25 protein-coding genes are annotated in these 26,304 nt (G+C 63.1%); 10 read left to right on the top strand and 15 right to left on the bottom strand.

Translation table 11 applies throughout. The annotated features are described in order from the left end of the window. Positions 1-78: 78 nt before the first annotated feature. Both IGS58_RS13950 and IGS58_RS13945 read left to right on the top strand, forming a co-directional pair. Complete coding sequence (locus IGS58_RS13950) at positions 79-555, top strand: DUF4262 domain-containing protein (protein ID WP_034781444.1); 477 nt, start codon at positions 79-81, stop codon at positions 553-555. Further along, complete coding sequence (locus IGS58_RS13945) at positions 552-995, top strand: DUF6386 family protein (RefSeq protein WP_230521753.1); 444 nt, start codon at positions 552-554, stop codon at positions 993-995. The genes IGS58_RS13950 and IGS58_RS13945 overlap by 4 nt, the downstream gene beginning before the upstream one ends. Positions 996-1,040: 45 nt before the next feature. On the opposite strand, the gene IGS58_RS13940 is transcribed toward IGS58_RS13945, so the two are convergent. Next, positions 1,041-2,828 carry a GGDEF domain-containing protein gene (locus IGS58_RS13940; RefSeq protein ID WP_230522233.1) on the bottom strand — a complete coding sequence of 596 codons (1,788 nt, stop codon included), beginning with the start codon at positions 2,826-2,828 and terminating at the stop codon, positions 1,041-1,043. 407 nt (positions 2,829-3,235) lie between these two features. Between IGS58_RS13940 and IGS58_RS13935 the strand changes: the two genes are divergently transcribed. Then, positions 3,236-5,431: a prolyl oligopeptidase family serine peptidase gene (locus IGS58_RS13935; protein ID WP_230521752.1), complete on the top strand. Its 2,196-nt coding sequence runs from the start codon at positions 3,236-3,238 to the stop codon at positions 5,429-5,431. Between the two features lie 88 nt (positions 5,432-5,519). On the opposite strand, the gene IGS58_RS13930 is transcribed toward IGS58_RS13935, so the two are convergent. From IGS58_RS13930 to IGS58_RS13905, 6 genes are all read right to left on the bottom strand, one after another. Beyond that, positions 5,520-6,407, bottom strand: a complete 888-nt coding sequence (locus tag IGS58_RS13930) for an STM4011 family radical SAM protein (protein WP_230521751.1) — start codon at positions 6,405-6,407, stop codon at positions 5,520-5,522. Beyond that, a complete protein-coding gene (locus tag IGS58_RS13925; RefSeq protein WP_230521750.1) occupies positions 6,401-7,780 on the bottom strand; it encodes an STM4012 family radical SAM protein in 1,380 nt (459 codons plus the stop codon). The genes IGS58_RS13930 and IGS58_RS13925 overlap by 7 nt, the downstream gene beginning before the upstream one ends. Then, complete coding sequence (locus IGS58_RS13920) at positions 7,777-8,631, bottom strand: STM4013/SEN3800 family hydrolase (RefSeq protein ID WP_070256178.1); 855 nt, start codon at positions 8,629-8,631, stop codon at positions 7,777-7,779. Before IGS58_RS13920 ends, IGS58_RS13925 begins: the two co-directional genes overlap by 4 nt. Further along, complete coding sequence (locus IGS58_RS13915; RefSeq protein ID WP_230521749.1) at positions 8,624-9,694, bottom strand: STM4014 family protein; 1,071 nt, start codon at positions 9,692-9,694, stop codon at positions 8,624-8,626. Before IGS58_RS13915 ends, IGS58_RS13920 begins: the two co-directional genes overlap by 8 nt. Positions 9,695-9,706: 12 nt before the next feature. Then, positions 9,707-10,633: an STM4015 family protein gene (locus IGS58_RS13910; RefSeq protein WP_070279495.1), complete on the bottom strand. Its 927-nt coding sequence runs from the start codon at positions 10,631-10,633 to the stop codon at positions 9,707-9,709. A 91-nt stretch (positions 10,634-10,724) separates the two neighbouring features. Beyond that, positions 10,725-11,300: a helix-turn-helix domain-containing protein gene (locus IGS58_RS13905; RefSeq protein WP_034781438.1), complete on the bottom strand. Its 576-nt coding sequence runs from the start codon at positions 11,298-11,300 to the stop codon at positions 10,725-10,727. A 221-nt stretch (positions 11,301-11,521) separates the two neighbouring features. Between IGS58_RS13905 and kbl the strand changes: the two genes are divergently transcribed. The 3 genes from kbl (at position 11,522) to IGS58_RS13890 (ending at position 15,293) form a co-directional block, all read left to right on the top strand. Next, a complete protein-coding gene (gene kbl, locus IGS58_RS13900) occupies positions 11,522-12,739 on the top strand; it encodes a glycine C-acetyltransferase (protein WP_070279496.1) in 1,218 nt (405 codons plus the stop codon). 20 nt (positions 12,740-12,759) lie between these two features. Next, on the top strand, positions 12,760-13,725 hold the full coding sequence (locus IGS58_RS13895; protein ID WP_070256169.1) for an NAD-dependent epimerase/dehydratase family protein: 966 nt from the start codon (positions 12,760-12,762) through the stop codon (positions 13,723-13,725). A gap of 167 nt (positions 13,726-13,892) precedes the next feature. Beyond that, positions 13,893-15,293: an L-serine ammonia-lyase gene (locus tag IGS58_RS13890; RefSeq protein WP_230521748.1), complete on the top strand. Its 1,401-nt coding sequence runs from the start codon at positions 13,893-13,895 to the stop codon at positions 15,291-15,293. 122 nt (positions 15,294-15,415) lie between these two features. On the opposite strand, the gene IGS58_RS13885 is transcribed toward IGS58_RS13890, so the two are convergent. Then, positions 15,416-16,156, bottom strand: a complete 741-nt coding sequence (locus IGS58_RS13885; protein WP_070256164.1) for an AAA family ATPase — start codon at positions 16,154-16,156, stop codon at positions 15,416-15,418. Positions 16,157-16,425: 269 nt separating this feature from the next. On the opposite strand from IGS58_RS13885, the gene thrC reads away from it, so the two are divergent. From thrC to moaD, 3 genes are read left to right on the top strand one after another with little or no spacing between them, the layout of a single operon-like run. Beyond that, positions 16,426-17,922, top strand: coding sequence for a threonine synthase (gene thrC, locus IGS58_RS13880; protein ID WP_070256163.1), 1,497 nt, complete (start codon positions 16,426-16,428; stop codon positions 17,920-17,922). A gap of 14 nt (positions 17,923-17,936) precedes the next feature. After that, complete coding sequence (locus IGS58_RS13875) at positions 17,937-19,163, top strand: molybdopterin molybdotransferase MoeA (protein WP_230521747.1); 1,227 nt, start codon at positions 17,937-17,939, stop codon at positions 19,161-19,163. A 10-nt stretch (positions 19,164-19,173) separates the two neighbouring features. Continuing rightward, positions 19,174-19,440 (top strand): molybdopterin converting factor subunit 1, encoded by a 267-nt coding sequence (moaD, locus tag IGS58_RS13870; protein ID WP_092604782.1) that lies wholly within the window; start codon positions 19,174-19,176, stop codon positions 19,438-19,440. 46 nt (positions 19,441-19,486) lie between these two features. Here the strand turns inward: moaD and IGS58_RS13865 are convergent, their stop codons facing one another. Continuing rightward, positions 19,487-19,720, bottom strand: coding sequence for a hypothetical protein (locus tag IGS58_RS13865; RefSeq protein ID WP_034781412.1), 234 nt, complete (start codon positions 19,718-19,720; stop codon positions 19,487-19,489). A gap of 155 nt (positions 19,721-19,875) precedes the next feature. Here IGS58_RS13865 and IGS58_RS13860 point away from each other — a divergent pair, with 155 nt between their 5' ends. Further along, positions 19,876-21,126: a TIGR03862 family flavoprotein gene (locus tag IGS58_RS13860; protein WP_230521746.1), complete on the top strand. Its 1,251-nt coding sequence runs from the start codon at positions 19,876-19,878 to the stop codon at positions 21,124-21,126. Here IGS58_RS13860 and IGS58_RS13855 read toward each other — a convergent pair. From IGS58_RS13855 to hpnC, 6 genes are all read right to left on the bottom strand, one after another. Continuing rightward, positions 21,113-21,919 carry a head GIN domain-containing protein gene (locus tag IGS58_RS13855; RefSeq protein WP_230521745.1) on the bottom strand — a complete coding sequence of 269 codons (807 nt, stop codon included), beginning with the start codon at positions 21,917-21,919 and terminating at the stop codon, positions 21,113-21,115. The genes IGS58_RS13860 and IGS58_RS13855 overlap by 14 nt on opposite strands. A 10-nt stretch (positions 21,920-21,929) precedes the next feature. Continuing rightward, positions 21,930-22,727: a DUF1700 domain-containing protein gene (locus IGS58_RS13850; protein WP_230521744.1), complete on the bottom strand. Its 798-nt coding sequence runs from the start codon at positions 22,725-22,727 to the stop codon at positions 21,930-21,932. Between the two features lie 19 nt (positions 22,728-22,746). Then, positions 22,747-22,902: a hypothetical protein gene (locus IGS58_RS13845; protein WP_161789615.1), complete on the bottom strand. Its 156-nt coding sequence runs from the start codon at positions 22,900-22,902 to the stop codon at positions 22,747-22,749. Positions 22,903-23,032: 130 nt separating this feature from the next. Further along, a complete protein-coding gene (gene hpnE / locus IGS58_RS13840) occupies positions 23,033-24,412 on the bottom strand; it encodes a hydroxysqualene dehydroxylase HpnE (protein ID WP_230521743.1) in 1,380 nt (459 codons plus the stop codon). After that, positions 24,405-25,238 (bottom strand): presqualene diphosphate synthase HpnD, encoded by an 834-nt coding sequence (gene hpnD / locus IGS58_RS13835; RefSeq protein WP_034787294.1) that lies wholly within the window; start codon positions 25,236-25,238, stop codon positions 24,405-24,407. The genes hpnE and hpnD overlap by 8 nt, the downstream gene beginning before the upstream one ends. 46 nt (positions 25,239-25,284) lie before the next feature. Further along, positions 25,285-26,166 (bottom strand): squalene synthase HpnC, encoded by an 882-nt coding sequence (gene hpnC / locus IGS58_RS13830; protein ID WP_230521742.1) that lies wholly within the window; start codon positions 26,164-26,166, stop codon positions 25,285-25,287. Between the last annotated feature and the right edge of the window lie 138 nt (positions 26,167-26,304).

The raw sequence follows: 26,304 nt of genomic DNA, 5'->3' as shown, positions 1-26,304 counted from the left end.
GACGCGTGCTGCATGCGATAATTGCCGGTAAGCATGTCGCGAAGGCGGCAAGGTTTTTGGCACAGTGAAAGGTGAACCATGGTAAGGCAGGCAGGCGAGGATGCATCCGAGCAAAAAGTCATCGACGACATCGCCACGCACGGCTGGCATGGCGTGCATATCGGTGCGGATGAAGAAGGTCCCGGCTATGCCTTCACGATAGGTGCTTGCCACAGTTTCGGCCAGCCCGAGTTCCTCATCATGGGCTTGCCGCGCGCCATGGCCCACCAGATACTCGATGTGGCGCTGGACGCCGCGCGCAGCGGCGCCATCACGGATTTCACGGCTACCACGGATGTCTTGCTGGAAGGCCATCAGTGCGCCTTCGTGCGCGTGCCCGTAGAGCAATACCGCAACTATGTCGGCTATGCGCGCTGGTATTACCAGGGCGATGATTTTACGCTGTACCAGATCGTCTGGCCGTCGCGCGATGGCCATTTTCCGTGGCAGGCGCAAGCCAGTGCGCAGTATGTGGAGAGCCAGCCCTTGCTGGGGCCGGCGCCGCTGGCCGCATGACGGCAGGCCCCGCCGTCAGCATTGTGACCGGCACGGCGACCGTGTGCGTGTTCGACCCGGCGCTCTTGCGTCACAAGCTGGAAGAGGACTGCGACTGGTGGAGCCTTCCCAGTGCGGAATTGGCGGCCGTGAATGCGGGGCAGGTGGCATTTTTCAACGTGGGCGGCGACGGCGCGTATGAACTTGTCTTGCACGCCGAACTTGCCAAACCGCATGTGGAAGTGCATCTGGCTGTCGTCTCGGGCCGCGTCTTCATCGGTGCCGGGGAGGATGTCACGGGTGGCGGCCTTGAACCGGACACGGTATACGGCGGCCTCTTCGTGGACGCGCCCGTGGGCAGCTACCGCGTGCAGGCGCGCCGCGATGGCGCGCACATCAGCCTGGCATTCGTGCCCGATGCCTGCGGCAGCAATGCGTTTGGCGACCTCGTGCGTATTTGATCATGCGTCTCCGATTCCCGTTCAGCTTCTGATTCTTGGCCCTGGCTACGCATCCATGCGCGCCACGCCCCCACCTTGCCGCCGGTCCAGGAACAGGCTGTTGCCGTGGATTTTCTTTGCCTGCTTCTTTGCTTCGGCCGCTTGCGTGGCGATCTGATGGTGCGTGTAGTACTGGTGCGCCTCCACCTTGATGACGCCCAGCGATAGGCTGATCAATGAGTAAAACACTTTCTTGCCTTGCCGGTCTTCGCTGATGTAGCCGCCCCGTTCGCAATCGCTGGTGCTGTAGTAGGCGAGGATGGCGGCCGCGAAGTCGTCCAGCATGGCCTGGCAGCGCGTTTCCCAGTCTTCGCTCTGGAACAAAATCATGAAATCGTCGCCGCCGATGTGGCCGATGAAGTCGCGGTTCGGGTCGCAATGGCTGCTGAGGATTTCTCCCGTCAGCTGGATCACGTCGTCGCCCTTGCGGTAGCCGTACACATCGTTGAAGGGCTTGAAGTGGTCGAGGTCGCAATAGCAGACCCAGAAGCGGCTACCGCTGTGCAATAAGCGGTCGATATGCTCGTTGATGGGCACGTTGCCGGGCAGTTGCGTCAGCGGGTTGGCATAGCGGGCCGCGTTGATCTGCATCTGCGTGATTTCGCGCATCAGGTCGTGTCCCGTGCCCATGCCCAGGTAGCGGCCGTGTTCGGTAATGATGAAGCCGTTGAACAGGTGGTGGGCATCCGACTGCACCATGGTGTAGCTGAGTTCCTGCAAGCTCGTCTCGTGGTCGGCGATCAGGGGCGTGGCATCCATGAACAGGCTGCATGATTTCTTGCCATACAGTTCACGCTGGTAGGGGCGGGCGAAGTGGTCGATCATTTCGAAGCGGCTGATCAAGCCCAGCGGCACGCCGTCGTCGACGACGGGAATGATCATCAGCTTCGGGTCCTTCAGGAAGATGTCGTACACCTCGTTATTGTTTTTCTCAGGCGAAACGGCGATCACCCGGTGCAGCAGCTTGCGGATGCTGGCGCCATTCTTTTCCAGGCTGCTGCGCTGCGGATACACGGCCACGCCATTGCGCCCCAGCGCCTGCACCACTTCCGCCGGCAGGGCCCGTGCCGGCACCGCATTGGGCCGGCCCAGGTGATAGCCTTGTCCGAACGCCACGCCCAGGTCGCGCAAGACCAGCAATTCCGTCTGCGCTTCGATGCCTTCGGCGATCACCAGCGTGCCCGATTTCTCCGCGATTTCCTGGATCGAGCGCACGAATTGCAGTTTCACGGGGTCATTATTGATGCCCTGGATGAAATGCATGTCGATTTTCACGTATTCCGGGCGCAGTTCGGACCACAGGCGCAGGCTGGAAAAGCCTTCGCCCAGGTCGTCGATAGCGATCTGGAAACCCATGTTGCGGTAATGTAGTACCGCTTCGCGCATCAGTTCGTAATCGTAGGTGGGCTGGTTTTCCGTCAGCTCGATGATGACACGGTCCGGATTGATGCCGATATGCTCGATGTATTCCAGGGTTTCGCCATGGCGGGCATTGCGCAGCAGCAGGCATTCGGGGCTGACATTGAGAAACAGCTTGCCCGGCAGCTGCAGTTCGGCAAAGCGCTCGAGCACCACTTGCCGGCACAGGTGCTCCACTTCCAGGGTCAGGTCATGCGCGCGCGCCACCTTGAACAGATTCATCGGCGCGTGCAGGGGGCTGTCGGACGGTCCCCGTATCAAGCCTTCGTAGCCGATGATGTCGCCGCTGTGCATGTGGATGATGGGCTGGAACAGCGCGTTGAGCTTGCGGCCTGCCAGGATCTCGTGCAAGGCATCCGTCCCTTCGATGCTCATGGTGGCCGATGGCGGCTTCAGGTAAGCCACATTCGATGGCGTCGGGCCGGGCGGCGCGGCGGTGGTGGCAGGGAGGGCGAGAGTGTGCATAGGCGGATGTGGCGGCACGGCCTCTGGACGGGCCATGAACATGTTGCCGATAGTAAAGAAGATTTATGACAACTTGATGAAACGACTTTGTTTTTGATAATGTTTCTTGCATGAACGTCAGTTTGCCGATTCCGGCGAAAGCCAGATTTATCATGGTCATTCATGTAAATTGCCCAAACAAAAGACGGCAAATCCATCCGATAACTGTGCTTTAAAAGTGGCAATCCGCGCTATGATTTCTCTTGGCGAAAGTCAACATAGGCAGCCGTGCTTGAGCGGTATGCTTTCCCCGACATCCAACAATGAGACGACAACCCATGCAATTACGTAGTGCAACCCTCATATTCAGCTTGATGGCCGCCTTCGGTGGTAATGCCCTGGCGCAAAGCGCCGCGATGCCATCGTGCCCGGCCGGCGACGGCGCTGCCGTGACGTATCCTGTCAGCAAAAAAGTCGACCAGCAAGACAGCTATTTCGGCACCACCATCGCCGATCCGTACCGCTGGCTGGAAGACGCCAACAGCGCGGAAACGGGCGAGTGGGTGACGGCGCAAAACAAGCTGACGCAGTCGTACCTGGGCACCATCCCGGAGCGCGCCGCGATCAAGCAGCGCCTGACCACGCTGTGGAACTATGAGCGTTTCTCTACGCCAACGAAGCAGGGCGGCCGTTACTTCTACAGCCGCAATGACGGCTTGCAGAACCAGGCCGTGCTGTACACGGTAAAAAAACTGACGGACGAGCCCCGTCTGCTGCTCGATCCGAATACCCTGTCCACGGATGGCACGGTGGCGCTGGCCGGCACCTCGATCAGCCCGAACGGCAAGTATTTGGCGTATGCCACGTCCGCTTCCGGTTCCGACTGGAATGAGTGGAAAGTGCGCGACATCGAATCGGGCAAGGATTTGACGGACCACATCAAGTGGGCCAAGTTCTCCGGCGCTTCGTGGACCAAGGACAACACCGGTTTCTTCTACAGCCGCTATGACGCGCCGAACGAAGCAACCAAGCTGGCCGATATCAATTACTTCCAGAAATTGTATTTCCACAAGATCGGCACGCCGCAAAGCGACGACGTGCTGGTCTTCGACCGTCCCGACCAGAAGGAATGGGCGTTTGGCGGCAGCACCGTCAGCGACGACGGCAATTACCTGATCATCACGGCCACGCAAGGCACGGAACGCAAGAACCGCATCTTCTACAAGGACTTGCGCCAGAAGAACGCCAAGGTCGTCGGCTTGCTGGAAGCGTTCGACGCGTCGTACTCCTTCATCGACAATGACGGCCCCGTATTCTTCTTCAAGACGGACAACAAGGCGCCAAAATCGCGCGTGATCGCCATCGATACGCGTAAACCGCTGCCCTCCGACTGGAAGGAAATCGTGCCGCAAAGCGCGGAAACCCTGGTGGCCGTCAACCTGATCAACAACCAGCTGGTGCTCGATTACTTGAAAGATGCGCAAACGCAGATCAAGATCGTCGACCTGAATGGCAAGCTGGTGCGCGAAGTGGCCCTGCCGGGCATCGGTTCGGCGGGCGGCTTTGCGGGCAAGCGTGGCGATACGGAAACGTTCTACTCGTTTACCAGCTTCACGACGCCAGCGACCATCTACCGCTACGACATGAAATCGGGCAAGAGCACGGTGTATCGCCAGCCGAAGGTCGATTTCGACCCGAACGCCTTTGAAACGCGCCAGCAATTCTTCACCAGCCGCGACGGCACCAAGGTGCCGATGTTCATCGTCTCGAAAAAAGGCATGAAACTGGACGGCACGAACCCGACCTATCTGTACGGCTATGGCGGCTTCAATATTTCACTGACACCGAGCTTCTCCGTGGCGAATCTTGCCTGGGTGGAAATGGGCGGCGTCTACGTGATGGCCAACCTGCGTGGCGGCGGCGAATACGGCGAAGCCTGGCACCAGGCTGGCACCAAGCTGAACAAGCAAAACGTGTTCGACGATTTTATCGGCGCCGCGCAATGGCTGGTGGACAACAAGGTCACCTCGCCATCCAAGCTGGCGATCGGCGGCGGCAGCAATGGCGGCCTGCTGGTGGGCGCAGCCATGACGCAGCGTCCCGACCTGTTCGCCGCGGCGATTCCGCAAGTGGGTGTGCTCGACATGTTGCGCTTCCATAAGTTCACCGTGGGCTGGGGCTGGGTGCCTGACTACGGTTCGTCGGACGATGCCGAGCAGTTCAAGGCGCTGGTGAAATACTCGCCGCTGCACAACCTGAAGGCGGGCGGCTGCTATCCAGCCACCATGATCACGACGGCCGACCATGACGACCGCGTCGTGCCTGCCCACAGCTTCAAGTTCGCTGCCGCTGCCCAGGCAGCGCAAGGCGGCGCGGCGCCTGTGCTGATCCGCATCGACAGCAAGGCGGGCCATGGCGCCGGCAAGCCGACGACCAAGCAGATCGAAGAAGTGGCGGATCGCTGGGGCTTCCTCAGCCGTTCGCTGAAGATGACGCCAGTGGTGGCGGAGCCGGCCAAGGTGGCGGCGCAGTAAGTCGGTAGCGGTAGGTCGGATTAGCCCGCAGGGCGTAATCCGACACCACCAGCGCCAACAATGTGTCGGATTACGCGGCCTGCCGCCGCTAATCCGACCTACTCTGACCTGCCTCCGTAATCCTCGCCAGTACCCCCTCCCCAAACACGGCCTGGAACGGCAAATCCTTGCGCTGCGCATAGCCGATATAGCAATCGCACTTGAAGCGCGGGCAGGATTTTTCTTGCAGCATGTCCGCCAGGTCATCCTCATATAAATTCCCCAGCCGCTCCGGCACGAAGTGGCAGCGCGCCAGTTCGCCGTCGCCATCGACGGATAGCGACGTTTCGCCCGCCAGGCACGGTTTGCCGCGCGAGGAAGAGGGGCGGCGGTTGTGCGCGAACCACGGGTCGACGGCGTCTAGCCAGGCCAGGTCTTCCTCGCTGTAGTAGTGGGGGCCACGCCGGTCATACGCGTTCAGCCACAGGTAGACGTGCTTGGGCAGAGCCGCGCGCAGGGCGCGGATGGCGTCCAGGTGCTCGTTCATCGCCACGACGCCGACGGAATAGCGCACGCCCATCGTGTCCAGGCGCGCGCAGCGTTCGAGAAAACGGGCCAGTGTCGTCTGGTCCGGGTGGTAGGTGCACCACAGGCCGATTTTTTCCAGCCCGTCCATCCCTTGCAGCCAGTTCAGGGGGCCGGACAGATTCGTCTGCAGCGCCACCTGGCGCACGTGGGGTAAAGCCGCCAGCGTCTGCATGGCTGCGCGGTAGTGGCGCCGCACCAGGGCTTCGCCCCACGGCGTAAACAGGATGCCGATGTCCCGCTTTTGTGCCGCCACCCAGCTGGTAAAACGCGCCACTTCGCGCGCATCGCGTGCCAAGGTGGCGCGGCTGTCGCGCTTCTTGGCAAACGGGCAGTAGCCGCAGGCGTAGTTGCAGCTCGCCAGAGTACCCCGGTACAGCAGGGACAACGTGCCCGGCGGCGGTGTCAGCACGCCTGGCCCTCTTGCGCCATCAGCGCGCGCACCGTATCGGATGCCAGCCACGGGCCGATGGTGTCGGCGTAGCTGTAGCCCCGGTCGTTCAGGCGCAGCAGGGGGCCGCTCTCTTCCACCAGTTCCAGCGCGTGCAGTTCTGCCAGCTGCGGCAGGTCTGCTTCGCAGCGGCTGCCGAAGCGCGCCGTGTAGGCGTCGCGGTCCAGGCCTGGTTCCGTCAGCAGCGACTGGATCACGTAGCGGCGGCGCTGTTCTTCGTCATCGAGCTGGTAACCGTGTTCGGCCTGCGCGAAGCGCGCTTCGTCCAGCGCCAGGTATTGTTCGATGATGCCGATGGTCTGCGTGCGCGCCACCGCGTATTCGCTCGAATAATGGAGGCTGGCCGTGTAGGAGCGGGCGCCCGCGCCCAGCCCCACCATGCCATCGTTCTGGCAGCAGTACGAGGGACCGTTCTGTTCCGGTGCATGCGGGGCGCGGAACATGCGCATCGATACCTGCTCATAGCCCTGGGCGCGCAAATGGTCGCGCGCGGCCGCGTACAGGGCCAGGCGGCTGTCGCCGTCGCGGGCCAGCATGATGGGGTTCAGCGTATCGGCGCCTTTGCGCCGCGCGATCTTGCCAAGGCCCGTCTGTTCGCGCACGTACAGCGGATACAGGTAGATTTCTTCCGGCTGGAAGGCCAGCGCGCTGTCGATGGACGCGAGCAGGCTGGCCACGGTTTGCCCGGCGATGCCGTAGATCAGATCCAGGTTCAGCGTGGGAAAGCCGGCCGCGCGTATCAGGCCGATGGCGTGGTGCACGGTGGCGTTTTGCTGGGGGCGCGCCAGCGCGCGCATCTCGCCGGCGGCAAAGCTCTGGATGCCCAGGCTGACCCGGTCAATGCCGTGCGCGCGGCACACGGCCAGGCGCTCGGTCGTGATGGTTTCCGGCGACGCCTCGATGCCGGCCGGCGTGTGCTGCAGGTCGATGCCGAGGATGTCGCGCGCGCCGCACAGCAAGGTGTCCAGCTGCGCCGGCGACAGATAGGTAGGGGTCCCGCCGCCCAGCGCGAAGCGGGCAAAGCGCCGTTCGCCCAGCGCGCCGGCCAGGGCGCGCATCTGCACCAGCACTTGCTGCACGTAGCGCTCGACCATGTCTGCACCGGGGCGTGCCATGGCGAACAGGTTGCAAAAGCCGCAGCGCATCTCGCAAAACGGGATGTGGATGTAGGCGAAGAGGGCGGAGCGGTCTTGCCGCGCCCACAGGGGCGCAAGCGGCGCCGCCTGTGGCAAGGTGCGATAGGCTGCCTTGTGCGGATACGAATATGAATACGCCTGGTAGGGCGTGTGGCGCATGCGCTGCGCCAGGGTGCCAGGTTGTTCGGCTGGGTTCACGGTGGGGATTCCTTGGGAGGTGTATCGGTATCGGTCTCGGGGACGATAAAAAAGTGCGCGTACGGTACCTGCCACACGCTGTCGTGGGCGACCCTGTGGCCCCGGTAGCCGTCTTCGCCATACGCGCTGCCATGGTCCGAACAGACGATGGCAAACGTGGGCGCGCGCGCGGCGCACGCGGTAAACAGGGGCGCCAGCGCGCCATCCACATAGCGCAGGGCCGCCGCATGGCTTTCCAGGCAGTCGGCACGGCAGCCGGGCAGGTAGGCGCGGTTCGGCGTGTGCAGGGCGGCCACATTGATGAACAAAAAAGTGCGCTCGTCGCTGGCGGCCAGGCGGGCTATGGCCAGGGCCACCTGCTTTTGCGTCGAATGGCGGCTGGCCACGCCCATGCCGGCGCTCCAGTGGCTTTCCTGGAACAGCGACGGCAGCACCGTGCCTAGCGCCGTCTGTTTATTGAAAAAACCCACGCCGCCGATGCAGATCGTGCGGTAGCCGCGCGCGGCCAGGGCGGCGGGAAGGTCCGCTTCCTCGAACGCAAACGTGTGCGGCGAAGTGGTTTCGCTGCCGGCAAAAGCGCTGGCGAACAGGCGCGGATGGCGGCCCGGTGCCGCTGGCGTGGGCAAAAAGCCGGCAAAAAAGGCCTGGTGCGCCGCATACGTGAACGTGGCGGGCGAGTGGCGCCGTTCCCAGCCGCCAGGTGGTAAAAAACGTCCCAGCACGGGCAGTTCGCCCGCTTCATGCAGCGCTTGCGCCACGTCAAAGCGCAGGGTGTCGAGCGTGATGAAGACGATGTCGTGGCTGCCCACGACGGCGCGCATGTCGGGGATGGCTGGTGTGTCTTTAAACATGTGTCAGTTGCGCTTTGTAAGTGTCCGCGCCTTGCCACAGCAGGCCTGGCAGCAGGTCGCCGAAGGCATTCGCTTCGAGCACATGAGCCTGGCCCTGGCGCACCACGAGGTCGTAGCCCGTCACGTGGCTCTCGGGGAAGGCGCGCGCGGCCAGGGCGCTGGCCGCTTCCAGCGCCGCCAGGTCGGCCGCGTTCAACAGGCCGGCCGCGTCGCCGCGCCGGTTGTCGAGGTGCAGATTCGTCATCATCCGGTCGCCGATGCGCGCCACCCGGTGCGCGGGCTGGCCCGCCAGGGTCACGACTCTCAGGTCGTAGTGGCTGTCGCCGCAGCGCGGCTTGTTCAGCCATGCCTCCGCATACAGCTGTTGCGCGGCCAGCGCGTCGACGAGGGCGGCGATGTCGTGCTGCGTCTCGTAGCGGGCCATGCGCTTGACGTTGAACAAGCGTATCTGGCCGTCCGCCCGCGATAAGGTTGCAGAGGTGGTGGCTTGCTGGCGGCCAGCTCTGTTCCTGCGGTAGGCAACGACGCCCGACGCGGACGAACCGTAGCGCGGTTTCAGGTACACGCGGTCAAGCTGGTGTTCGTGCAGCAGCGACTGGAGATGGTCATAGTCGTGCACGGGGCCGAGCAGGGCGGGAATGGCGATGCCGTGCGCGGCCAAATGGCGCTGGCAAGCCAGCTTGTCCGTCATGAGGGTGATATCGGCCGGTGCATTGAAGACGCGCGCCTGCGGCAGCTCGGCCAGTTGCGCCGCCAGCGAGGCCATGGCAGAGGCAAAGCCCGCAAACCAGGCATCCATCGCCAGCAGCTCGCCATGCGCGGGCGCATCGACCGGCGGCCGGCCCAGCCGCCGGCAACCGTCATGCAGCAACCGCAGGTGGGCGGCCGGATCGTCGCCGGGCGGCTCGATCTTGAACAGGCGGGGCTGGCGCAGGGCTTCCTCCAGCAGCGCCGGCCGCGCCAGCCAGTCGCGCCATTCCAGCACCTGTGCGGGCGGCAGGCGCAGTTGCGCGCGCGCCGCCTGCATCAGGCGCACGCGTTTGCTGCCGCTGGTGGCCAGCAAAAGCATCCTTATTTATTCGCCGACAGCGACATAGCGATAGACTTCGTCGTCGTCCTCGTCGTCTTCCTGCGGATCATCGAGCCTGACCGGGAAGGGCAGGGCCTTGAGTTTTTCCTGGTTCGCTTCCGAGATATAGTGGTGCGACAGGTCCATGCGCTTCAGATTGCCCAATTGCGTGCCGTGCAGCAGTGCTTCGGCGCCGACGTCGCCCAGGGTGCCCAGCGACAGATCCAGGGTCTCGACCGTGGCCAGCAGCGGCTCGTTGGCCAGCCAGACGGCCAGCTCGTCGGCGATCTGCGCATCGCGCAAGCCCAGGTAACGCAGGGTTGGCGTGGCCAGTTGCGCCAGTACTTTCTGGTACAGCGCCACGTCGCCCGAGAAGCCGTAGTCCTCCGTGCCCAGCCACAGTTCCAGGTATTCCAGCTTGGGCATGCTCGACTGTGCCAGCGCCTGCGCGATCTTCTGATCGAGGCCGCCGGACTCGATGGTGAACTTGCGCAGGTTCTGGTGCGCGAACGGTTCGATGATCAATTCATTGCCGCCACGGATGCGCAGTTCTTCCAGCTGCGGGAAAGCGTCCAGCAGCGGCTTGTAGCTGCCTTGCACGATCCACGAGATTTCGCATTCCTCGTACGTCATGTCGCCAATGAACAGGGCGCGCAAGTTCGGCAACTGCGGCGCGTGGCTGGCCAGCGCGGCGATCACCTCGTCGGCGCCTGCCTCGTACGGGTCGCCCCACATGCCGATGATCAGTGCCTCAAGCGCATGCTTGTCGGTTTTTTCCAGGAAGCCGGCGATCAGGTCCGGCATCTTGCGCTTGTCGTCATACTCGAGCGAGAGGCGGTAGACGATATCCTGCCCGGATTGCAGCGCAATATCAGGATCGTACTGGACGACCTTTTTTTGGTGGAAGAGGGTGGTGCTTTCGGAAATCGTCATTGCTAAGGCTCCATGAAAGACAGTGAAAATCTTGTCTAATCCAAAATCTTAGCATGGGCGAAAGAGCTTATTGCACACCGCTGAAAAGCAACTATCTATGGATTACCACCAATAAGGCCTTGCCTTCCGTCTTGCCCAGGTTGCGGATGGTATGCGGCTGGTCCGCCGGATAGCGTGCCGTGCCGCCATTCTTGACCTTTTTCTTCGCCGCGCCCACTTCCAGCTCCAGGTTGCCGTGGATCACCGTCAAATGCTCGGTGGTGCCCGGATCGTGCGGTTGCGACGCCAGTTCGCCGCCCGGCGCCAGCGTCACTTCATACCATTCGTATTTGCCGGCCAGTTCCATCGGCCCGAGGATGCGCAGCACGTAGCCCGCGTGGTCGCCGGGCAGGGTGGGGGTTTCGTGGGCGTCCGTGATGCGGATGGTTTCCACGGTTTTTTCCGCGCTGGACAGCAATTCGCCGATCTGCACGCCCAGGGCGTTGGCCAGGCGCCACGTGATGGCGATGGTGGGATTGGCTTTTTCGCGCTCGATCTGCGACAGCATGGACTTCGAGACGCCCGCGATGCGCGACAAATCCTCCAGTGTCAGGCCGCGCGCCAGGCGCAGCCGTTGCAGGGTGGCACCTACTTCAGGGGGAGAATTGGTCGAAACGCTGGTTTTCATCGGCAGGTGGCTTGCAAAGTTCAAAAGGCTTGGGTAATATCCACTATATTGAATTTCAGTTCGAAATAGTGGATTTTGAGGAAAAACACGGAAACGTGTAGACTTCAAACAGCGCTTCACGGTACAGCATACTGCGCGCACCGGTCAAGCGGCCGCTTTTCCCTATGGCGGCTGAGGTCACCCGGATACCACACATACAACAGGGACACACAAGGATCATCATGAGCGAGCAAGCGAAGAACACCTTTTTCAGCGGTCTGCAACAGAATCTCGATCAACTGCGCCAGCAGGGCTTGTACAAGCCCGAGCGCGTGATCGCCTCGCGCCAGGGCGCCGAAGTGGTGTGCGACGATGGCCGTACCCTGATCAATATGTGTGCGAATAACTACCTGGGCCTGTCCGGCGACCTGCAGACGCAGGAAGCGTCTATTGCCGCCACGCAAAAGTACGGCTACGGCCTGTCGTCCGTGCGTTTCATCTGCGGCACGCAAACCGTGCACAAGGAACTGGAACAGGCGATTTCCGCGTTCCTGGGGACCGAGGACACGATTTTGTACGCGGCGGCTTTTGACGCCAACGGCGGCGTGTTCGAGCCCCTGTTCGATGAAAACGACGCCATCATCTCGGATGCGCTGAACCACGCGTCCATCATCGACGGCATCCGCCTGTGCAAGGCTGGCCGCTACCGCTACCTGCATAACGATATGGCCGACCTGGAAGTGCAGCTGAAAGCGGCGATTGCCGCCGGCAAGCGCCATAAGGTCATCGTCACGGACGGCGTGTTCTCGATGGACGGCACGATTGCGCAGCTCGACAAGATCTGCGACCTGGCCGACCAATACGGCGCGCTGGTGATGATCGACGAATGCCACGCTTCCGGCTTCATGGGCGCGACGGGCCGCGGCACGCACGAGCACCACAATGTGATGGGCCGAATCGACATCATCACGGGCACCCTGGGCAAGGCCCTGGGCGGCGCCATGGGCGGCTTCACGTCGGCGCGCAAGGAAGTCATCGACACCCTGCGCCAGAAATCGCGTCCCTACCTGTTCTCGAACACGCTGGCGCCATCGATCGCCGGCGCCTCGCTGTCGGTACTGGAGCGCCTGGCCAAGTCGACGGAACTGCGCGACCGCCTGCATGACAACACGGCCTTCTTCCGCAGCGAGATCGAACGCATCGGCTTTACCATCAAGCCGGGCACCCATCCGGTCGTTCCCGTGATGCTGTTCGACGCTCCCGTGGCGCAGAAATTCGCCGCCCGCCTGTATGAACTGGGCGTGCTGGTGACGGGCTTCTTCTACCCGGTCGTGCCGATGGGCCAGGCCCGCGTGCGCGTGCAGCTGTCGGCTGCCCACACCCGCGAACAGCTGGTGCAAGTGCTGGCCGCCTTCGAGCAGGCTGGCAAGGAACTCGGTCTGCTGACCACTACCAATTAACAAGAAATCAGGATAAGAAGATGGAACGTATTTTAGTCATTGGCGCAAACGGCCAAATCGGTAGTGAGTTGGTGGGCGCGCTGGCGCAGCAGCACGGCGCGGACAATGTCATCGCCAGCGACATCGGCACGAACAACCTGTACCAGGCCAAGCGTTATGCGCAATTGAATGTGCTGGACAAGGAAGGCCTGGCGAAGATCATCGCCGATGAAGGCATCACCCAGGTGTACCAGCTGGCGGCCATGCTGTCGGCCACGGGCGAAGCGGCGCCGCTGAAGGCGTGGAGCCTGAACATGGATGGCTTGCTGAATATCCTGGAACTGGCGCGCGAACGCGGCGAGGCAGGCAAGCCGCTGCGCATCTTCTGGCCATCGTCGATCGCCGCCTTCGGTCCGAACACGCCGCAAGTCAATACGCCGCAAATGACGGTGATGGACCCGACCTCGATGTACGGCATCAGCAAGCTGGCCGGCGAGCGCCTGTGCGAGTACTACTTCAACAAGTACGGCGTGGACGTGCGCAGCATCCGCTATCCTGGCATCATCAGCTACAAATCGCCTCCGGGCGGCGGCACCACCGATTACGCCATCGCCATCTTCCATGCGGCCTTGCGCGGCGAGCGCTATGACTGCTTCCTCGATGCGAACACCACCTTGCCGATGATTTACATGCCCGACGCCATCCGCGCCACCATCGAACTGATGGACGCTCCTGTGTCGCAGATCAAGATCCGTTCGTCCTACAATGTGGCCGGCGTGTCGTTCAACCCCGAGCAGTTGGCCAAGGCCATCGTGCGCATGGTGCCGGACTTCAAGATCAGCTACAAGCCGGACAGCCGCCAGGCCATCGCCGACAGCTGGCCGCAAAGCCTGGACGACAGCAAGGCCAGCGCCGACTGGGGCTGGAAGGCGCAGATCGGCGTCGAGCAGATGGTCACGGACATGCTGGCCAATGTCGACGTGGGTCACGCCGCCAAGGCTGCCTGAGTCCGGCAAAATCGCACGCCTGGCAAAACCGTAGCGAGCGGATGGGAGTTGTGGCAGAGAAGCGCAGCTGTGCGGATGCACAGTGAGCATCGCAGGCCGCAAATCGCGACGCGCAGTAGGTTTGCCAGGCGTTCTAAAACAGCACCACTATAAAAAAGAGACATTCTATGGATATGAGCGTATTTGACCTGTTCAAGATCGGCATCGGGCCGTCTAGTTCCCATACTGTGGGGCCGATGGTGGCGGCGCGGCGGTTCCTGGTCGAATACGGTCCGCTGGACCAGGTGGTGGGCGTCGAAGCGGCCCTGTATGGCTCGCTGGCGCTGACGGGCGTGGGCCATGCCACGGACAAGGCCGTCATTCTTGGTCTGATGGGCGAAACGCCGCAGGACGTGGCGCCCGATGCCGTCGACACCAAGCTGGTCGCCATCGAGGCGGCCGGCGAGATCGCCTTGCTGGGTACGCACGTGGTGCCGTTCACGGCCGCCACGGGCTTGATCTGGCACAAGAGCGAATCCCTGCCCGAGCATCCGAACGGCATGCGTTTTACCCTGAAACTGGCGGACGGCAGCCGGGTCGACAAGGTGTATTACTCGATCGGCGGCGGTTTTATCCGCGAAGCGGGCGAGGCGCAAGCCGAAGCGGCCGTGGAGTCGGCCGCCAGCGCGCGGGTTGTCTTCCCTTTCGACACCATGGAGCAGTTGCTGGCGCACGGCGTGGAAAGCGGCCTGTCGATCCCTGAGATGCTGCGCGCGAACGAATGCGTCAAGCGCAGCGACGCGGAACTCAATGAAGGACTGGACCGCATCTGGCACGTCATGCGCGACTGCATCGCGCACGGCCTGGAAACGACGGGCAACCTGCCGGGCGGCTTGAACGTGAAGCGCCGCGCCGCGAAATTGTGGCGCCTGGCGCAGGAAGCGAAGGCATCCGACAACCGCGCCAACGACTTGCCGCACGACGCCGTGCACCTGGTCAGCCTGTACGCGATGGCCGTCAACGAGGAAAACGCGGCCGGCGGCCGCGTGGTGACGGCCCCGACCAACGGCGCCGCCGGCATCATCCCGGCCGTGCTGCGCTACTACGCGCAGGATTGCCGCCCCAGCGATCCGGTCGGCGGCGTGCGCCGCTTCATGCTGACGGCAGCCGCCATCGGCATGCTGTGCAAGCGCAATGCCTCGATCTCGGGCGCCGAAGTGGGCTGCCAGGGCGAAGTGGGCGTGGCGTGCGCCATGGCGGCCGCCGGCCTGGTGGCGGCATTGGGCGGTACCAATGAGCAGATCGAAAACGCGGCCGAAATCGGCATCGAACACCACCTGGGCATGACGTGCGACCCCATCGGCGGCCTGGTGCAGATCCCCTGCATCGAACGCAATGGCATGGGCGCCGTGAAAGCCATCACGGCCGCCTCGCTGGCGCTGAAGGGCGATGGCACGCATTTCGTCAGCCTCGACGAAGTCATCGAAACCATGCGCCAGACGGGCGCGGACATGCAGGACAAGTACAAGGAAACGTCGCTGGGCGGCCTGGCCGTGCATGTAATCACCGTCAACCACGCCGCTTGCTGATGTGTTGCTGGTAGTGTCGGATTACGCGCGGAGCGCTAATCCGACCTACGATACGCCACGGTCGGCGTAGGTCGGCTTAGCGCAAAGCGCGTAAGCCGACATTGCCACGCTAGCCAGCAACTTCACTCCTCCTCAAACAATTGCTCCAGCCTCCTGGGGTAGTTATTCAAAAAATCGCGCGTCACGGCGAAGTGTTCTGTGTCTTCATATGCCACCTCGTGGATGCCGCCGCCCGTAAACATCAGGATTTTCGCGTTCGGGTAGGCTAGCAGGATGGGCGAATGGGTGGCGATGATCAGTTGCGAGTCGTCCTGCACCAGCTGGTGGATCACCGATAGCGCCGCCATCTGGCGGCTCGGCGACAGGGCCGCCTCGGGCTCGTCCAGCAGATACAAGCCCTTGCCCCGCAGCTTGTTGATCAGGGTCGCCATGAACGCTTCGCCGTGCGATTGCGCGTGCAGCGACTTGCCGCCATAGCTGGCCAGGTATTCGGGCATGTCGTCCATGTAGGTGGCGACGTTGAAAAAGCTTTCGGCGCGCAGGAAATAGCTGTCCTCGGGCTTCTTGTAGCTCTTGCTCAGGCGCAAGTGCGCGTGCAAGCCCGATTCCTCGTCCGACGGCAGGGCGATGCGCACGTTGCGCGTGCCGCCATCCTTGCCGAAGCCCAGCGCCACGGCCAGCGCTTCGAGCATGGTCGACTTGCCGCTGCCATTCTCGCCCACGAAAAACGTCACGTCGCGGTGGAAGTCCATGTGCACGAAGTCGCGGATGGCGGGGATGGTGAACGGATAGTGGTCCATGTCGACGACAGCGTCGGGGCGCAGCGCGGCGCTTTGCAAATACGGTTTTTTACTGATCGGCATGGCCGGTTTTCGACTCCATGATTGGCACTTTACAGGGCAGAAAGCACAGTGTGGCGCAAATCGGCGGCGCACGCCAGTACGCACGCCGGCCATGTTTGCCTGGCTTGATCTCATGCCATTATGGCTGCATTGACAATATCCAGGCTCTCCAATTGTCACATCCTGACCTGGCTGGCGCCACGCGATTCGCCTTGGACGGCGGCTGGCACTATAATATCCGCTGCCATTCATGATTAACCGCTCTCAGCTCAACTGGACTCTTCAAATCTATGCATTACGTGTCTACCCGCGCTGATAAAGCGCCATTGCAGTCGCAACAGTCATCTTTGCAGCAATTTTCCGACATCCTCCTGGGCGGCCTCGCCCCCGATGGCGGACTGTATCTCCCTGAACACTACCCGCAAGTCACTGGTGCCGAGCTGAACGCCTGGCGCACATTGTCGTATGCCGACCTGGCCTACGAAATCCTGAAGAAGTTCGCCACCGATATCCCGGCCGCGGACCTGAAGGCACTGACGGCGAAAACCTATACCAAGGCAGTCTACAAGAACGCCCGCGCCGGCGAAAACGCGGCCGACATCACGCCGCTGCGCGTGCTCGAAGAAAACGTCGTCAAGGGCGGTCAGACCACCCTGATGCTGCAGGCGCTGTCGAACGGCCCGACCCTGGCCTTCAAGGACATGGCTATGCAGCTGCTGGGCAACCTGTTCGAATACACCTTGGCCAAGCACGATGCCGAACTCAATATCTTCGGCGCCACGTCGGGCGACACGGGCAGCGCGGCCGAATACGCGATGCGCGGCAAGAAGGGCATCCGCGTCTTCATGCTGTCGCCGCACAAGAAAATGAGCGCCTTCCAGACGGCGCAGATGTTCAGCCTGCAAGACCCGAATATCTACAACATCGCCGTCGAAGGCGTGTTTGACGATTGCCAGGACATGGTCAAGGCCGTCTCGAACGACTTGCCGTTCAAGGCGAAACAGAAGATCGGCACCGTCAACTCTATCAACTGGGCGCGCGTCGTGGCGCAGGTCGTGTACTACTTCCGCGGCTACCTGGCGGCCACCACCAGCAACGAGCAAAAAGTGTCGTTCACGGTGCCGTCGGGCAACTTCGGCAATATCTGCGCCGGCCATATCGCCCGCATGATGGGGCTGCCCATCTCGAAACTGGTGGCGGCGACGAATGAAAACGACGTGCTTGACGAATTCTTCCGCACGGGCGTCTACCGCGTGCGCAAGTCCGCCGAGACCTACCATACGAGCAGCCCGTCGATGGATATCTCGAAAGCGTCGAACTTCGAGCGCTTCGTCTACGACCTGGTGGGCCGCGACAGCGACCGCGTGCGCGCCCTGTTCACGAAAGTGGAAACGCATGGCGGCTTCGACTTGTCCGGCAAGCCTGGCAGCGACGGCGACGAATTCAAGCTGGTGGCCAAGTACGGCTTCAAGTCGGGCAAGTCCACGCACCAGGACCGCCTCGATACCATCCGCGACGTGGCCGACGACTACGGCATCACCATCGACACGCACACGGCCGACGGCATCAAGGTGGCGCGCGAGCACCTGGAGCCCAACGTGCCGATGATCGTGCTGGAAACGGCGCTGGCGGCCAAGTTCAACGAAACCATCCTCGAAGCGCTGGGCGTGGACGCGGAACGGCCAAAGGGCTTCGAGAACATCGAAGACTTGCCGCAAAAGTTCGTCGTGATGGATGCGGACGTGGAAAAGATGAAGGCGTATATCGCCGCCAACACGGGCTTGTGATGAGCGGGCCTGTGATGAACGATCCGAGCGCACAACGCAAGCCGATGCTGTCCGTGGCCGAGGCGCAAGCCTTCATGCAGGGCGCGGCGCGCCCGGTGGCCGAGGTGGAGCTGGTCGACACCATGCGCGCCAACGGCCGCGTGCTGGCGGCCGCGCAAACGTCGACCCTGAACGTCCCCGAGCGCGACAACACGCAGATGGATGGCTATGCCGTGCGCGCGCAGGATTGCGCCAGCGGCGCGGCCAGCTTGCCCGTGTCGCAGCGCATCGCGGCCGGCCACGTGGGCCAGCCCTTGCAGCCGGGGACGGCGGCGCGCATCTTCACGGGCGCCCTGATCCCGGACGGCGCCGATTGCGTCGTGATGCAGGAGCAGTGCACCTTGCTTGATGGCGTAGTGACGGTCAATCACGTGCCGCAGGCCGGTGAATGGGTGCGCCGCCAGGGCGAGGATATCCGCGCCGGCGGCGAGATCCTCGGTGCCGGCCGCCGCCTGCGCAGCCAGGAAATGGGCCTGGCCGCCTCGGTGGGCCTGGCGCAGCTGCCGGTGCTGCGCAAGCTGCGCGTCGCCGTCTTCTTCACGGGCGACGAGCTGGCCATGCCCGGTGAGGCCCTGGCGCCGGGCGCCGTCTACAATTCGAACCGTTTTACCTTGCGCGGCCTGCTGGAGAATTTGGGCTGTGAGATCACGGACCTGGGCATCGTGCCCGACAGCCTGGAAGCGACCAAGGCCGTGCTGCGCCAGGCGGCCCAGGGCAATGATCTGATCATCACCTCGGGCGGCGTGTCCGTGGGCGAGGAAGACCATATCAAGCCGGCCGTGGAAGCGGAAGGGCGGCTGAACATGTGGCAGATCGCCGTCAAGCCGGGCAAGCCGCTGGCGTTTGGCGAAGTGCAGGATGCCTTCTTTATCGGCTTGCCTGGCAATCCCGTCTCCAGCTTCGTCACGTTCCTGCTGTTCGTGCGCCCCTTCATCCTGCGCCTGCAAGGCGTGGCGGGGAATCTGGCGCCGCGCAGCTACAAGCTGCCGGCCGCGTTCGAGCGCCTGAAGGCGGACAAGCGCAACGAGTTCTTGCGCGCCAAGGTCAATGAGGAGGGCGAGCTGGAACTGTTCGCCAACCAGAGTTCGGGCGTGCTGACGTCCACCGTGTGGGGCGACGGCTTGATCGATTGCCCGCCGGGGCTGTCGATTGCGCGCGGCGACATGCTGCGGTTTATTCCGTTTAACGAATTGCTGTACTAAGGAAGTAGCGATGAAGATCAATCTGCGATTTTTTGCCAGCGTGCGCGAGCTGGTGGGAACCGGCCATGAAGTGCTGGAAGTGAGCGCGGAGGCCGCGTCACGGCTGACGGTGGGCGAGGTGCGCAATCTCCTGATCGCCCGCGGCGGCAACTGGGAATACGCGCTGGCGCAGGGCCGTGCGCTGCGCATGGCGCATAATCAGGTGATGTGCGATGCCGCTACCGTGGTAGGCGACGGCGACGAGGTGGCGTTCTTTCCACCCGTGACGGGCGGCTGATCCCGCTTCCCAGTGAGACGGCCACTTCATCGAAGTGGCCGTTTTTTCATGAAGACTTGGTTTTCGGTTTGTCCCCGCTGCACGTGGCGCAGGCGATGGCTTTCTTGTAGCGCCAGTATTTCGAACCGATGAAGATGGCCGACGCCACCAGCGACCAGGCCAGCGCGCTGAGGATGTCGGCCTGGCTGGTGGTGCCCTTGCTGTACTCGACCACCGTCAGGATGATGAATAAGATCGAACTGGCCAGCAAATAACGGGAAATCCAGAATCCTGCACCCATGTGTTTCTCCTCTTGTCGTCTCGTTGTCTCGTGAAGTCAAAGTGCCGATCGCTGCAGCATGTTGGCGCAGTATGCATCATTTTTCGGCATTCTTGCCATCCCCGCGCCTTATCTCGACTAAAATGCCGGGGTTTTCACCGTCTTTCCTGCCTGCCATGACCCATTCCAGCCTTCCTCCCTTTCACATCGCCGTCATCGGCGGCGGCCCTGCCGGCCTGATGGCCGCCCAGGCTGCCACCGACCAGGGAGCCAGGGTGGAGCTGTTCGACGCCATGCCGTCCGTCGGCCGCAAATTCCTGCTGGCGGGACGCGGCGGCATGAATATCACGCATGCGGAAGACTACCAGTCCTTCGTCTCGCGCTACGGCAGGCAGGCCCGCTGGCTCAAGCCGGCGCTGGACCAGTTCGGCCCGCAAAAGGTGCGCGACTGGGTGCACGGCCTGGGCGTGGATACTTTCGTCGGCTCCTCGAACCGCGTCTTCCCGACGGACATGAAGGCGGCGCCCTTGCTGCGCGCCTGGCTGCACCGCCTGCGCGAGGCGGGCGTGCAATTTCACATGCGCCACCGCTGGACGGGCTGGCGCGACGGCCAGCTGGCCTTTGCCACGCCGGACGGCGAACGCCTGCGCGGCTTCGACGCCGTGATCCTGGCGCTCGGTGGCGGCAGCTGGGCGCGGCTCGGATCGGACGGCGCCTGGGTGCCGCTGCTGCAAGAGCGCGGCGTGGCCGTGACGCCCCTCGTGCCGGCCAATTGCGGCTTCGACATAGACTGGAGCGGGCATTTCAGCAGTCTCCATGCCGGCGAACCGCTGGCGACGGTGGCCATCACGGCGCGCGATATCGATGGCTTGCTCATCAAGCGCCAGGGCCAGTTCGTCATCACGGCGGGCGGCGTCGAGGGCAGCCTGATCTACGCGCTGTCGGCCGCGCTGCGCGAGCAGATCGCCGCCGAGGGCAGCACCACCATCTGGCTCGACCTGGCGCCCGACCACAGTCATGAACGCGTGTTCGAGGAAGTGACGCGCCCGCGCGGTTCCCGCTCCATGTCCAGCCACCTGAATAGCCGTCTGGGCATCAAGGGCGTGAAATCGGGCTTGCTGCGCGAATGCCTGAGCGCGGCCGACTTCGCCGATGAAGCCAGGCTGGCGGACGCCATCAAGCTGCTGCCCGTCCGACTCGTGCGTCCGCGCCCCATCGATGAAGCCATCAGCAGCGCCGGCGGCGTGGAATTCGACGGTGTCAAAGGCAGCATGCTGCGCGCCATGCCGGGCGTGTTCCTGGCGGGGGAAATGCTGGACTGGGAAGCGCCGACGGGCGGTTACCTGCTGACGGCCTGCCTGGCGCAAGGCAAGGCGGCCGGCGAGCAGGCGGTCAGTTGGCTGGAAGAGAACGTTAGTGCCAGGTAATTTCGCCCGAGCCGCTTTTCTGGGTTTCGCGCTGGCGCGGGTTGCCGTGGACGTGGATGTCGCCGCTGCCGCGCAGGGTCAGGTTGCTGGCGTCGCGCACGAAGACGGTGCTCGTGCCGGAGCCTTGCAGGCTGACGCTGGCCTTGTCGGCGGCCAGGTGCTCGGCATCGATATCGCCTGAACCGCTCAGATCGGCACGCAGGAACTTGGTATTGCCGCTGGCGGCGATGCGTCCGGAGCCCACCATTTCCAGCACCACGCTGTCGCTGTTGCCGCCATTGATGTCGAGGTCGCCGCTACCGTTGACGGTGGCGGCAACCTGCTTGTAGCGTCCCGTGAAACTGACATCGCCCGAACCCGTCAATTCCAGGATGAAACTGTCGCCGGAAAATCCCGTGATCTTGCTGTCGCCATTGCCGTGCACTTCCACGCGGACGAGGGTGGGCAGCACCAGTTCCACCTGCAGGGGCTGGCGGTGGTGGAACAGCATGCCTTTCGGGCCGATATGCAGGGTCGTGCCATCCTGCGTGGTGTCGACGTTCGACAGCAGACGCTGCTCGCCGCTGACCTTCAGCGAGGGCGTAGCGCCGCGGCGCAGCACCAGGTCGATGGGGCCGGCCAGGTCGATGCTGTTGATATTGGGGGAAACCGGGCGCGTTTCGCTGCGCACGGCACGGCCGGCGGCGCTGCTGGGATTGCTGATTCCCTTGGCGCGCAGCGCGGCATACGACATGGCGATCAGGACCAGTGCCAGCAAGAGCATGGACAGGCCAACTTTGAGCAAGCGTTTCATGGCAGCCTTTCTAGTGACCTTTGAGCAGGGAAACATTCATGGCAACGTAGCGCTTGATGCCGATCAAGGTATAGCGCGTTACGACCAGACTGAGCAGGAAGATGGCGATGCCGCCGAGCAGCATACCCACGCCAAAGACGGTTTGCGTGGTGCGCGCATCGCGGTCCATGTCGGTGGAGATGCGGATGCCCCCGCCGGCCAGCGCTTCGGCCCGCTCCATCATGCGCGAGGAGGCGCCGGGCGCCCCGGGCTCGGACTCGGCCGGGTCATGCTGCAAGCGGCCGGGCAGGTGATCGACTTCGATGCCCGTGTCGCCGATGGTGATGCGCGTTTCGCGCCGTTCGCCATTTTCGCCGCCGTCATCGTCGTGGATGAAGACGTGGCGCAGAGGACCGTCGAGCACCAGTTCGTTGGCGCCGGACAAACCGCTGGCCGTGATGGCGATGCCGGCCAGGTAAAAGCTCAGGCCGACGGCGTACAGGGTGGCCAGCAGGGCCGCGTACACGGCGGCAGGCACGACCATGAACAGGTTGAAGATGGCCAGGCCCACCAGCGAGACGAGCAGGCGCAGCAGGTTGACGGGGGTTTTCTTTTGCTCGAAAGCCTGGCGGTGCGTGCTGTTGCGCAAGGTAAGGGCGATTTTTTTCGGGTCGCCCAGGTCTTCTGCGATCTCGTGCTCGCTGCGGCCGGCCGCAGCGCCTTCGATGAAGGTCTGTTCGTAATAGTCGAGCGTTTTGGCGACCAGGTCCGGTGGCAAGCCTGCCAGCGCGCGCCGCAGTGCGTCGAGATAATCTTGTTTGTTCATCATATTCTTCCTGTCCGCCGCTTCAGCCCATGGCCGGCAGCAGCATGCTTGCCTGGCTCAGCAGCAATGGTGCCTGTGGCGCCTGCTGTGCGTGAATGACGATGAATGTGGCCAGCACCACACCAGCCAGCAGCGCCAGGGCTTTCAAGCTGTTTTTCAAGTGCAAGGTGGTGTGCATGGTATTCCCCGTGGCATGGCCGTTGTCGATGATCAGACTGTACCCAAGCGCACGCGGGCGCACCAGCGCGGTGCGACAGAATGCAATTTCGCGGGGGCGAGCGACACCAGGGGAGGATGCACCGTCAAGTCTACTTTGCCACCTTGCCCGTGGTAATGGCCTTTGCCGCCGCCACGCCGCTGCGCACGGCGGCCTCGATGGTGGCCGGATAGTCTTGCGTCCGGTCATCATTGGCCGTGTAGTCGCCTGCCAGCAGCAAGCCAGGCATGCCGCTGGCGTTGCCGGGGCGAGCCAGGTCGGGCGTGCAGGCAAAGGTGGCGCGCTTTTCCGTGATCAGCTGGGTCCACAGGGGCTGCGCCAGGGCAGGGCGCTGCAACACCTGGGCCAGCTGCGCCGCGATGGCTTGCGCCAGCGGTCCATGGCCTTGCTCGGCGGCATAGCTGGAGGCGCTGATGACGACGGCCAGCAAGCCCGCCTGGTTGCTGTCGAGCTGGCCCCGATCGAAGACGAACTGGCCCCAGTGCTGTTGCTCCGGCGCATCGACGAGGGCGTAGAACGGCAAGTCCAGGTGCACCGAGGCATCGTACTGCAGGTAGCAGGTGCTGATGGCTTCCGGCGTGAACGCTTGCATGCGGTTCACCGCTTCGTCAAGGTGGGCGTCGTGCAAGCCTTGCAGCAGGCTGGCCGCCTGCACGGACGAGGTGGCCACGATCACGCCATCATAGTGCTCGCCGTCATCGACGCCGTCATCAAGCCCCCAGCGGCCATCGGGCAGCGCCTGCAAAGCGGTCACCTTGGCGCCCGTGCGGACTTCACCGCCATGCTGCACCACGTAGCGGCTTGCCGCGTCGGGTAACAGGGCACTCAGGTCCGCCTTCGGGATCAGCATGTCGGAGGCGCGGCGACGGCTCGCGCCCAGGCTGTCGCGCAGCACGTTGAGGAAGACGCGGGCCGAGGCACGCTCGGGCGGGGTATTCAATGCGGCCAGGCACAGCGGGTGCCACATCAGCCGGTTCAGGCGGTCCGTCTGGTCGAAGCGCTGCAGCAATTCGCTGACCGAGCAATCGTTATACAGCTGCCAGCCCATCGTCCGCATGGCGGTGGAAAAGCGCATCAGGGCCAGCTTGTCGGCGCGCAATAATCCCTGGGCGCGCAGCAGGGCCCATGCCAGGTGCAGTGGCGCGGGCAGGCGCGGCGCGATGAAATCCATGCCGCCCGAGCCGGCCGGATAGCGCATCTGCAGGGGCAGGGTGAGGATCAGCTCGTCCGGGTCTTGCCCCGCCAGCTTGATCAGGCGCAAGGTTTCCGTGTAAGCGCCCAGCAGGATGTGCTGGCCGTTGTCGAGCACAGTGCTTTCGCGTTCGACCCGGCGCGCCCGTCCGCCCAGGGTGCGCGCCGCCTCGAATACGCTCACTGCGTGACCGGCGCGCGCCAGTTCCATGGCCGCCGCGCAGCCAGCCCAGCCGGCGCCGATGACGGCGTAGCGCTGCTTCACGGCCTTGTCAGCCACGAACCCAGGTCTTCCAGGCCAGCCACAGTTTGCGGATCGGCGTGAGCGAGATGCGCTGTTTCAGCACGTGGTAGCCGTCGCGCTCGACTTCATTGAGCAGGGTGCGGTAGATGGCGGCCATGATCAGGCCCGGGCGCTGGGCGCGGCGGTCTTCTGCCGGCAAGAGCGCGAAGGCTTCGTCATACGCCTTTTGCGCGCGCGCCACCTGGAAACGCATGAGGTTTTCAAAGTTTTCGCTGTGGCGCGCATTCAGCAAGTCGGCCGCCGTCACATTGAATTGCTGCAATTCGCTGATCGGCAGATAGATGCGCCCCTTGCGCGCGTCTTCGCCCACGTCGCGGATGATATTGGTGAGCTGGAAGGCATGGCCCAGCTTTTCCGCATACAGCAGGGTTTCCGGGCGGGTCGCGCCGAAGATGCTGGCCGACAAGATTCCCACCACGCTGGCCACGTGCCAGCAGTAGCGGCTCATGGCCTGGTAGTCGAGGTAGCGGGTCTGGTTCAAGTCCATTTCCATGCCGTCGATGATGGCCTGCAAATGCTTTTCTTCCAGTTGATATACGTCCAGGTGCGGCTGCAGCGCGCGCATCACGGGATGCGTGGGATTGCCCTCGTACATGGCCTTGACTTCCTTGCGCCACCAGACCAGCTTGGTGCGTGCCACGGCTTCGTCCGTGCATTCGTCGACCGTGTCATCGACTTCGCGGCAGAAGGCGTACAGGGCCGTGATGGCCTTGCGGCGTTCGGCGGGCAGGAACAGGAAGCTGTAGTAGAAGCTGGAGCCGCTCTGGGCGGCCTTTTGTTGGCAGTATTCGTCGGGAGACATAGTCAAAAGAGCAAGGGTTGCAGATCGAAGCCGCTATTCTATCGTCTTACAGAGTGGGCGACGGGGGAAAAGCCGTTTTTACTTGTGTCTCTTGATGCAAGCTTTTGCGCGACATGCGCAGGGCGCGCCAGAAAATGATCAGCCAGTCGCGTTTCTCCAGCTTGGGACGGCGCCGGAACACGTCGTAATTGACGGCTTCGATGGCTTCCAGGATGCGCAATCCCCCTTGCACCACCAGGCGCAACTCCCAGCCGATGCGCCCGCGCAAACGCAGGGCCAGCGGCGCGCCGGACAGCATCAGGGCGCGCGTGCGGGCCACTTCAAAGCGCATCAGGGCGCTCCACTTGCCGTGCGCCTCGGGCCGCTCGAAGGCGGCGGCGGAGACGGCAAAGCGGGTCAGGTCTTCCATCGGCAGGTAGATGCGCTCTTTTTGCTGGTCGATGGCGACGTCTTGCAAGAAATTAATTAGTTGCAAAGCTGAACATATGGCATCGGAATCGCGTACATTCTGTTCATCGGCCGCGCCATACAGGTGCAGCATCAGCAGCCCCACGGGGTTGGCCGAGCGGGCGCAGTAATCGAGCACGTCGTCATAGCTGGCGTAGCGCGTCGTTTCCACATCCTGCTTGAAGGCGGACAATAAATCGTGGAATGGCTTCAGCGGCAACTGGTGTTTGGCAATGACGGCGGCCAGGCGTTCGAACATGGCGGCGTTCTCGCCCCCATGGCCTTCGTGGCGCGCGATGCGGCCCAGCGCCTCTTCGTAGGCGTGCAGGGCCGCCAGGCGCTCGGCCGGCGTGGCGTCGCCTTCGTCGGCCAGGTCGTCGGCGCTGCGGGCGAAGGCATAGATGGCTTCGACGGCGGGCACCAGGCGGCGCGGCAGTAAAAATGATGCAACAGGAAAATTTTCGTAATGGTCTACAGGCATGAACACACTTCTCTAGTCTTGCGTTTGTCCGGCACCCTCAAACGCTGGAATGTGGCCGGGCGTTGTACGTCTCAAGATTAATGACGCATAAGTCACTAAAAACTTTTACGCACGATTATAATTAATAACCAGAAAGTC

Origin of the sequence: Janthinobacterium sp. EB271-G4-7A (assembly GCF_020858075.1) — a bacterium.
GTDB lineage: Bacteria > Pseudomonadota > Gammaproteobacteria > Burkholderiales > Burkholderiaceae_D > Janthinobacterium > Janthinobacterium lividum.
This window is presented reverse-complemented; position numbering and strand designations above follow the sequence as displayed.

What these genes read in the sequence shown, in the direction of transcription:
- IGS58_RS13950 (WP_034781444.1), top strand. Translation starts at nt 79, where the DNA reads ATGGTAAGGCAGGCAGGCGAGGATGCATCCGAGCAAAAAGTCATCGAC.
- IGS58_RS13945 (WP_230521753.1), top strand. Translation starts at nt 552, where the DNA reads ATGACGGCAGGCCCCGCCGTCAGCATTGTGACCGGCACGGCGACCGTG.
- IGS58_RS13940 (WP_230522233.1), bottom strand. Translation starts at nt 2,828, where the DNA reads ATGAGCATCGAAGGGACGGATGCCTTGCACGAGATCCTGGCAGGCCGC.
- IGS58_RS13935 (WP_230521752.1), top strand. Translation starts at nt 3,236, where the DNA reads ATGCAATTACGTAGTGCAACCCTCATATTCAGCTTGATGGCCGCCTTC.
- IGS58_RS13920 (WP_070256178.1), bottom strand. Translation starts at nt 8,631, where the DNA reads ATGTTTAAAGACACACCAGCCATCCCCGACATGCGCGCCGTCGTGGGC.
- IGS58_RS13910 (WP_070279495.1), bottom strand. Translation starts at nt 10,633, where the DNA reads ATGACGATTTCCGAAAGCACCACCCTCTTCCACCAAAAAAAGGTCGTC.
- IGS58_RS13905 (WP_034781438.1), bottom strand. Translation starts at nt 11,300, where the DNA reads ATGAAAACCAGCGTTTCGACCAATTCTCCCCCTGAAGTAGGTGCCACC.
- kbl (WP_070279496.1), top strand. Translation starts at nt 11,522, where the DNA reads ATGAGCGAGCAAGCGAAGAACACCTTTTTCAGCGGTCTGCAACAGAAT.
- IGS58_RS13895 (WP_070256169.1), top strand. Translation starts at nt 12,760, where the DNA reads ATGGAACGTATTTTAGTCATTGGCGCAAACGGCCAAATCGGTAGTGAG.
- IGS58_RS13890 (WP_230521748.1), top strand. Translation starts at nt 13,893, where the DNA reads ATGGATATGAGCGTATTTGACCTGTTCAAGATCGGCATCGGGCCGTCT.
- IGS58_RS13885 (WP_070256164.1), bottom strand. Translation starts at nt 16,156, where the DNA reads ATGCCGATCAGTAAAAAACCGTATTTGCAAAGCGCCGCGCTGCGCCCC.
- thrC (WP_070256163.1), top strand. Translation starts at nt 16,426, where the DNA reads ATGCATTACGTGTCTACCCGCGCTGATAAAGCGCCATTGCAGTCGCAA.
- IGS58_RS13875 (WP_230521747.1), top strand. Translation starts at nt 17,937, where the DNA reads ATGAACGATCCGAGCGCACAACGCAAGCCGATGCTGTCCGTGGCCGAG.
- moaD (WP_092604782.1), top strand. Translation starts at nt 19,174, where the DNA reads ATGAAGATCAATCTGCGATTTTTTGCCAGCGTGCGCGAGCTGGTGGGA.
- IGS58_RS13865 (WP_034781412.1), bottom strand. Translation starts at nt 19,720, where the DNA reads ATGGGTGCAGGATTCTGGATTTCCCGTTATTTGCTGGCCAGTTCGATC.
- IGS58_RS13860 (WP_230521746.1), top strand. Translation starts at nt 19,876, where the DNA reads ATGACCCATTCCAGCCTTCCTCCCTTTCACATCGCCGTCATCGGCGGC.
- IGS58_RS13855 (WP_230521745.1), bottom strand. Translation starts at nt 21,919, where the DNA reads ATGAAACGCTTGCTCAAAGTTGGCCTGTCCATGCTCTTGCTGGCACTG.
- IGS58_RS13850 (WP_230521744.1), bottom strand. Translation starts at nt 22,727, where the DNA reads ATGATGAACAAACAAGATTATCTCGACGCACTGCGGCGCGCGCTGGCA.
- IGS58_RS13845 (WP_161789615.1), bottom strand. Translation starts at nt 22,902, where the DNA reads ATGCACACCACCTTGCACTTGAAAAACAGCTTGAAAGCCCTGGCGCTG.
- hpnD (WP_034787294.1), bottom strand. Translation starts at nt 25,238, where the DNA reads ATGTCTCCCGACGAATACTGCCAACAAAAGGCCGCCCAGAGCGGCTCC.
- hpnC (WP_230521742.1), bottom strand. Translation starts at nt 26,166, where the DNA reads ATGCCTGTAGACCATTACGAAAATTTTCCTGTTGCATCATTTTTACTG.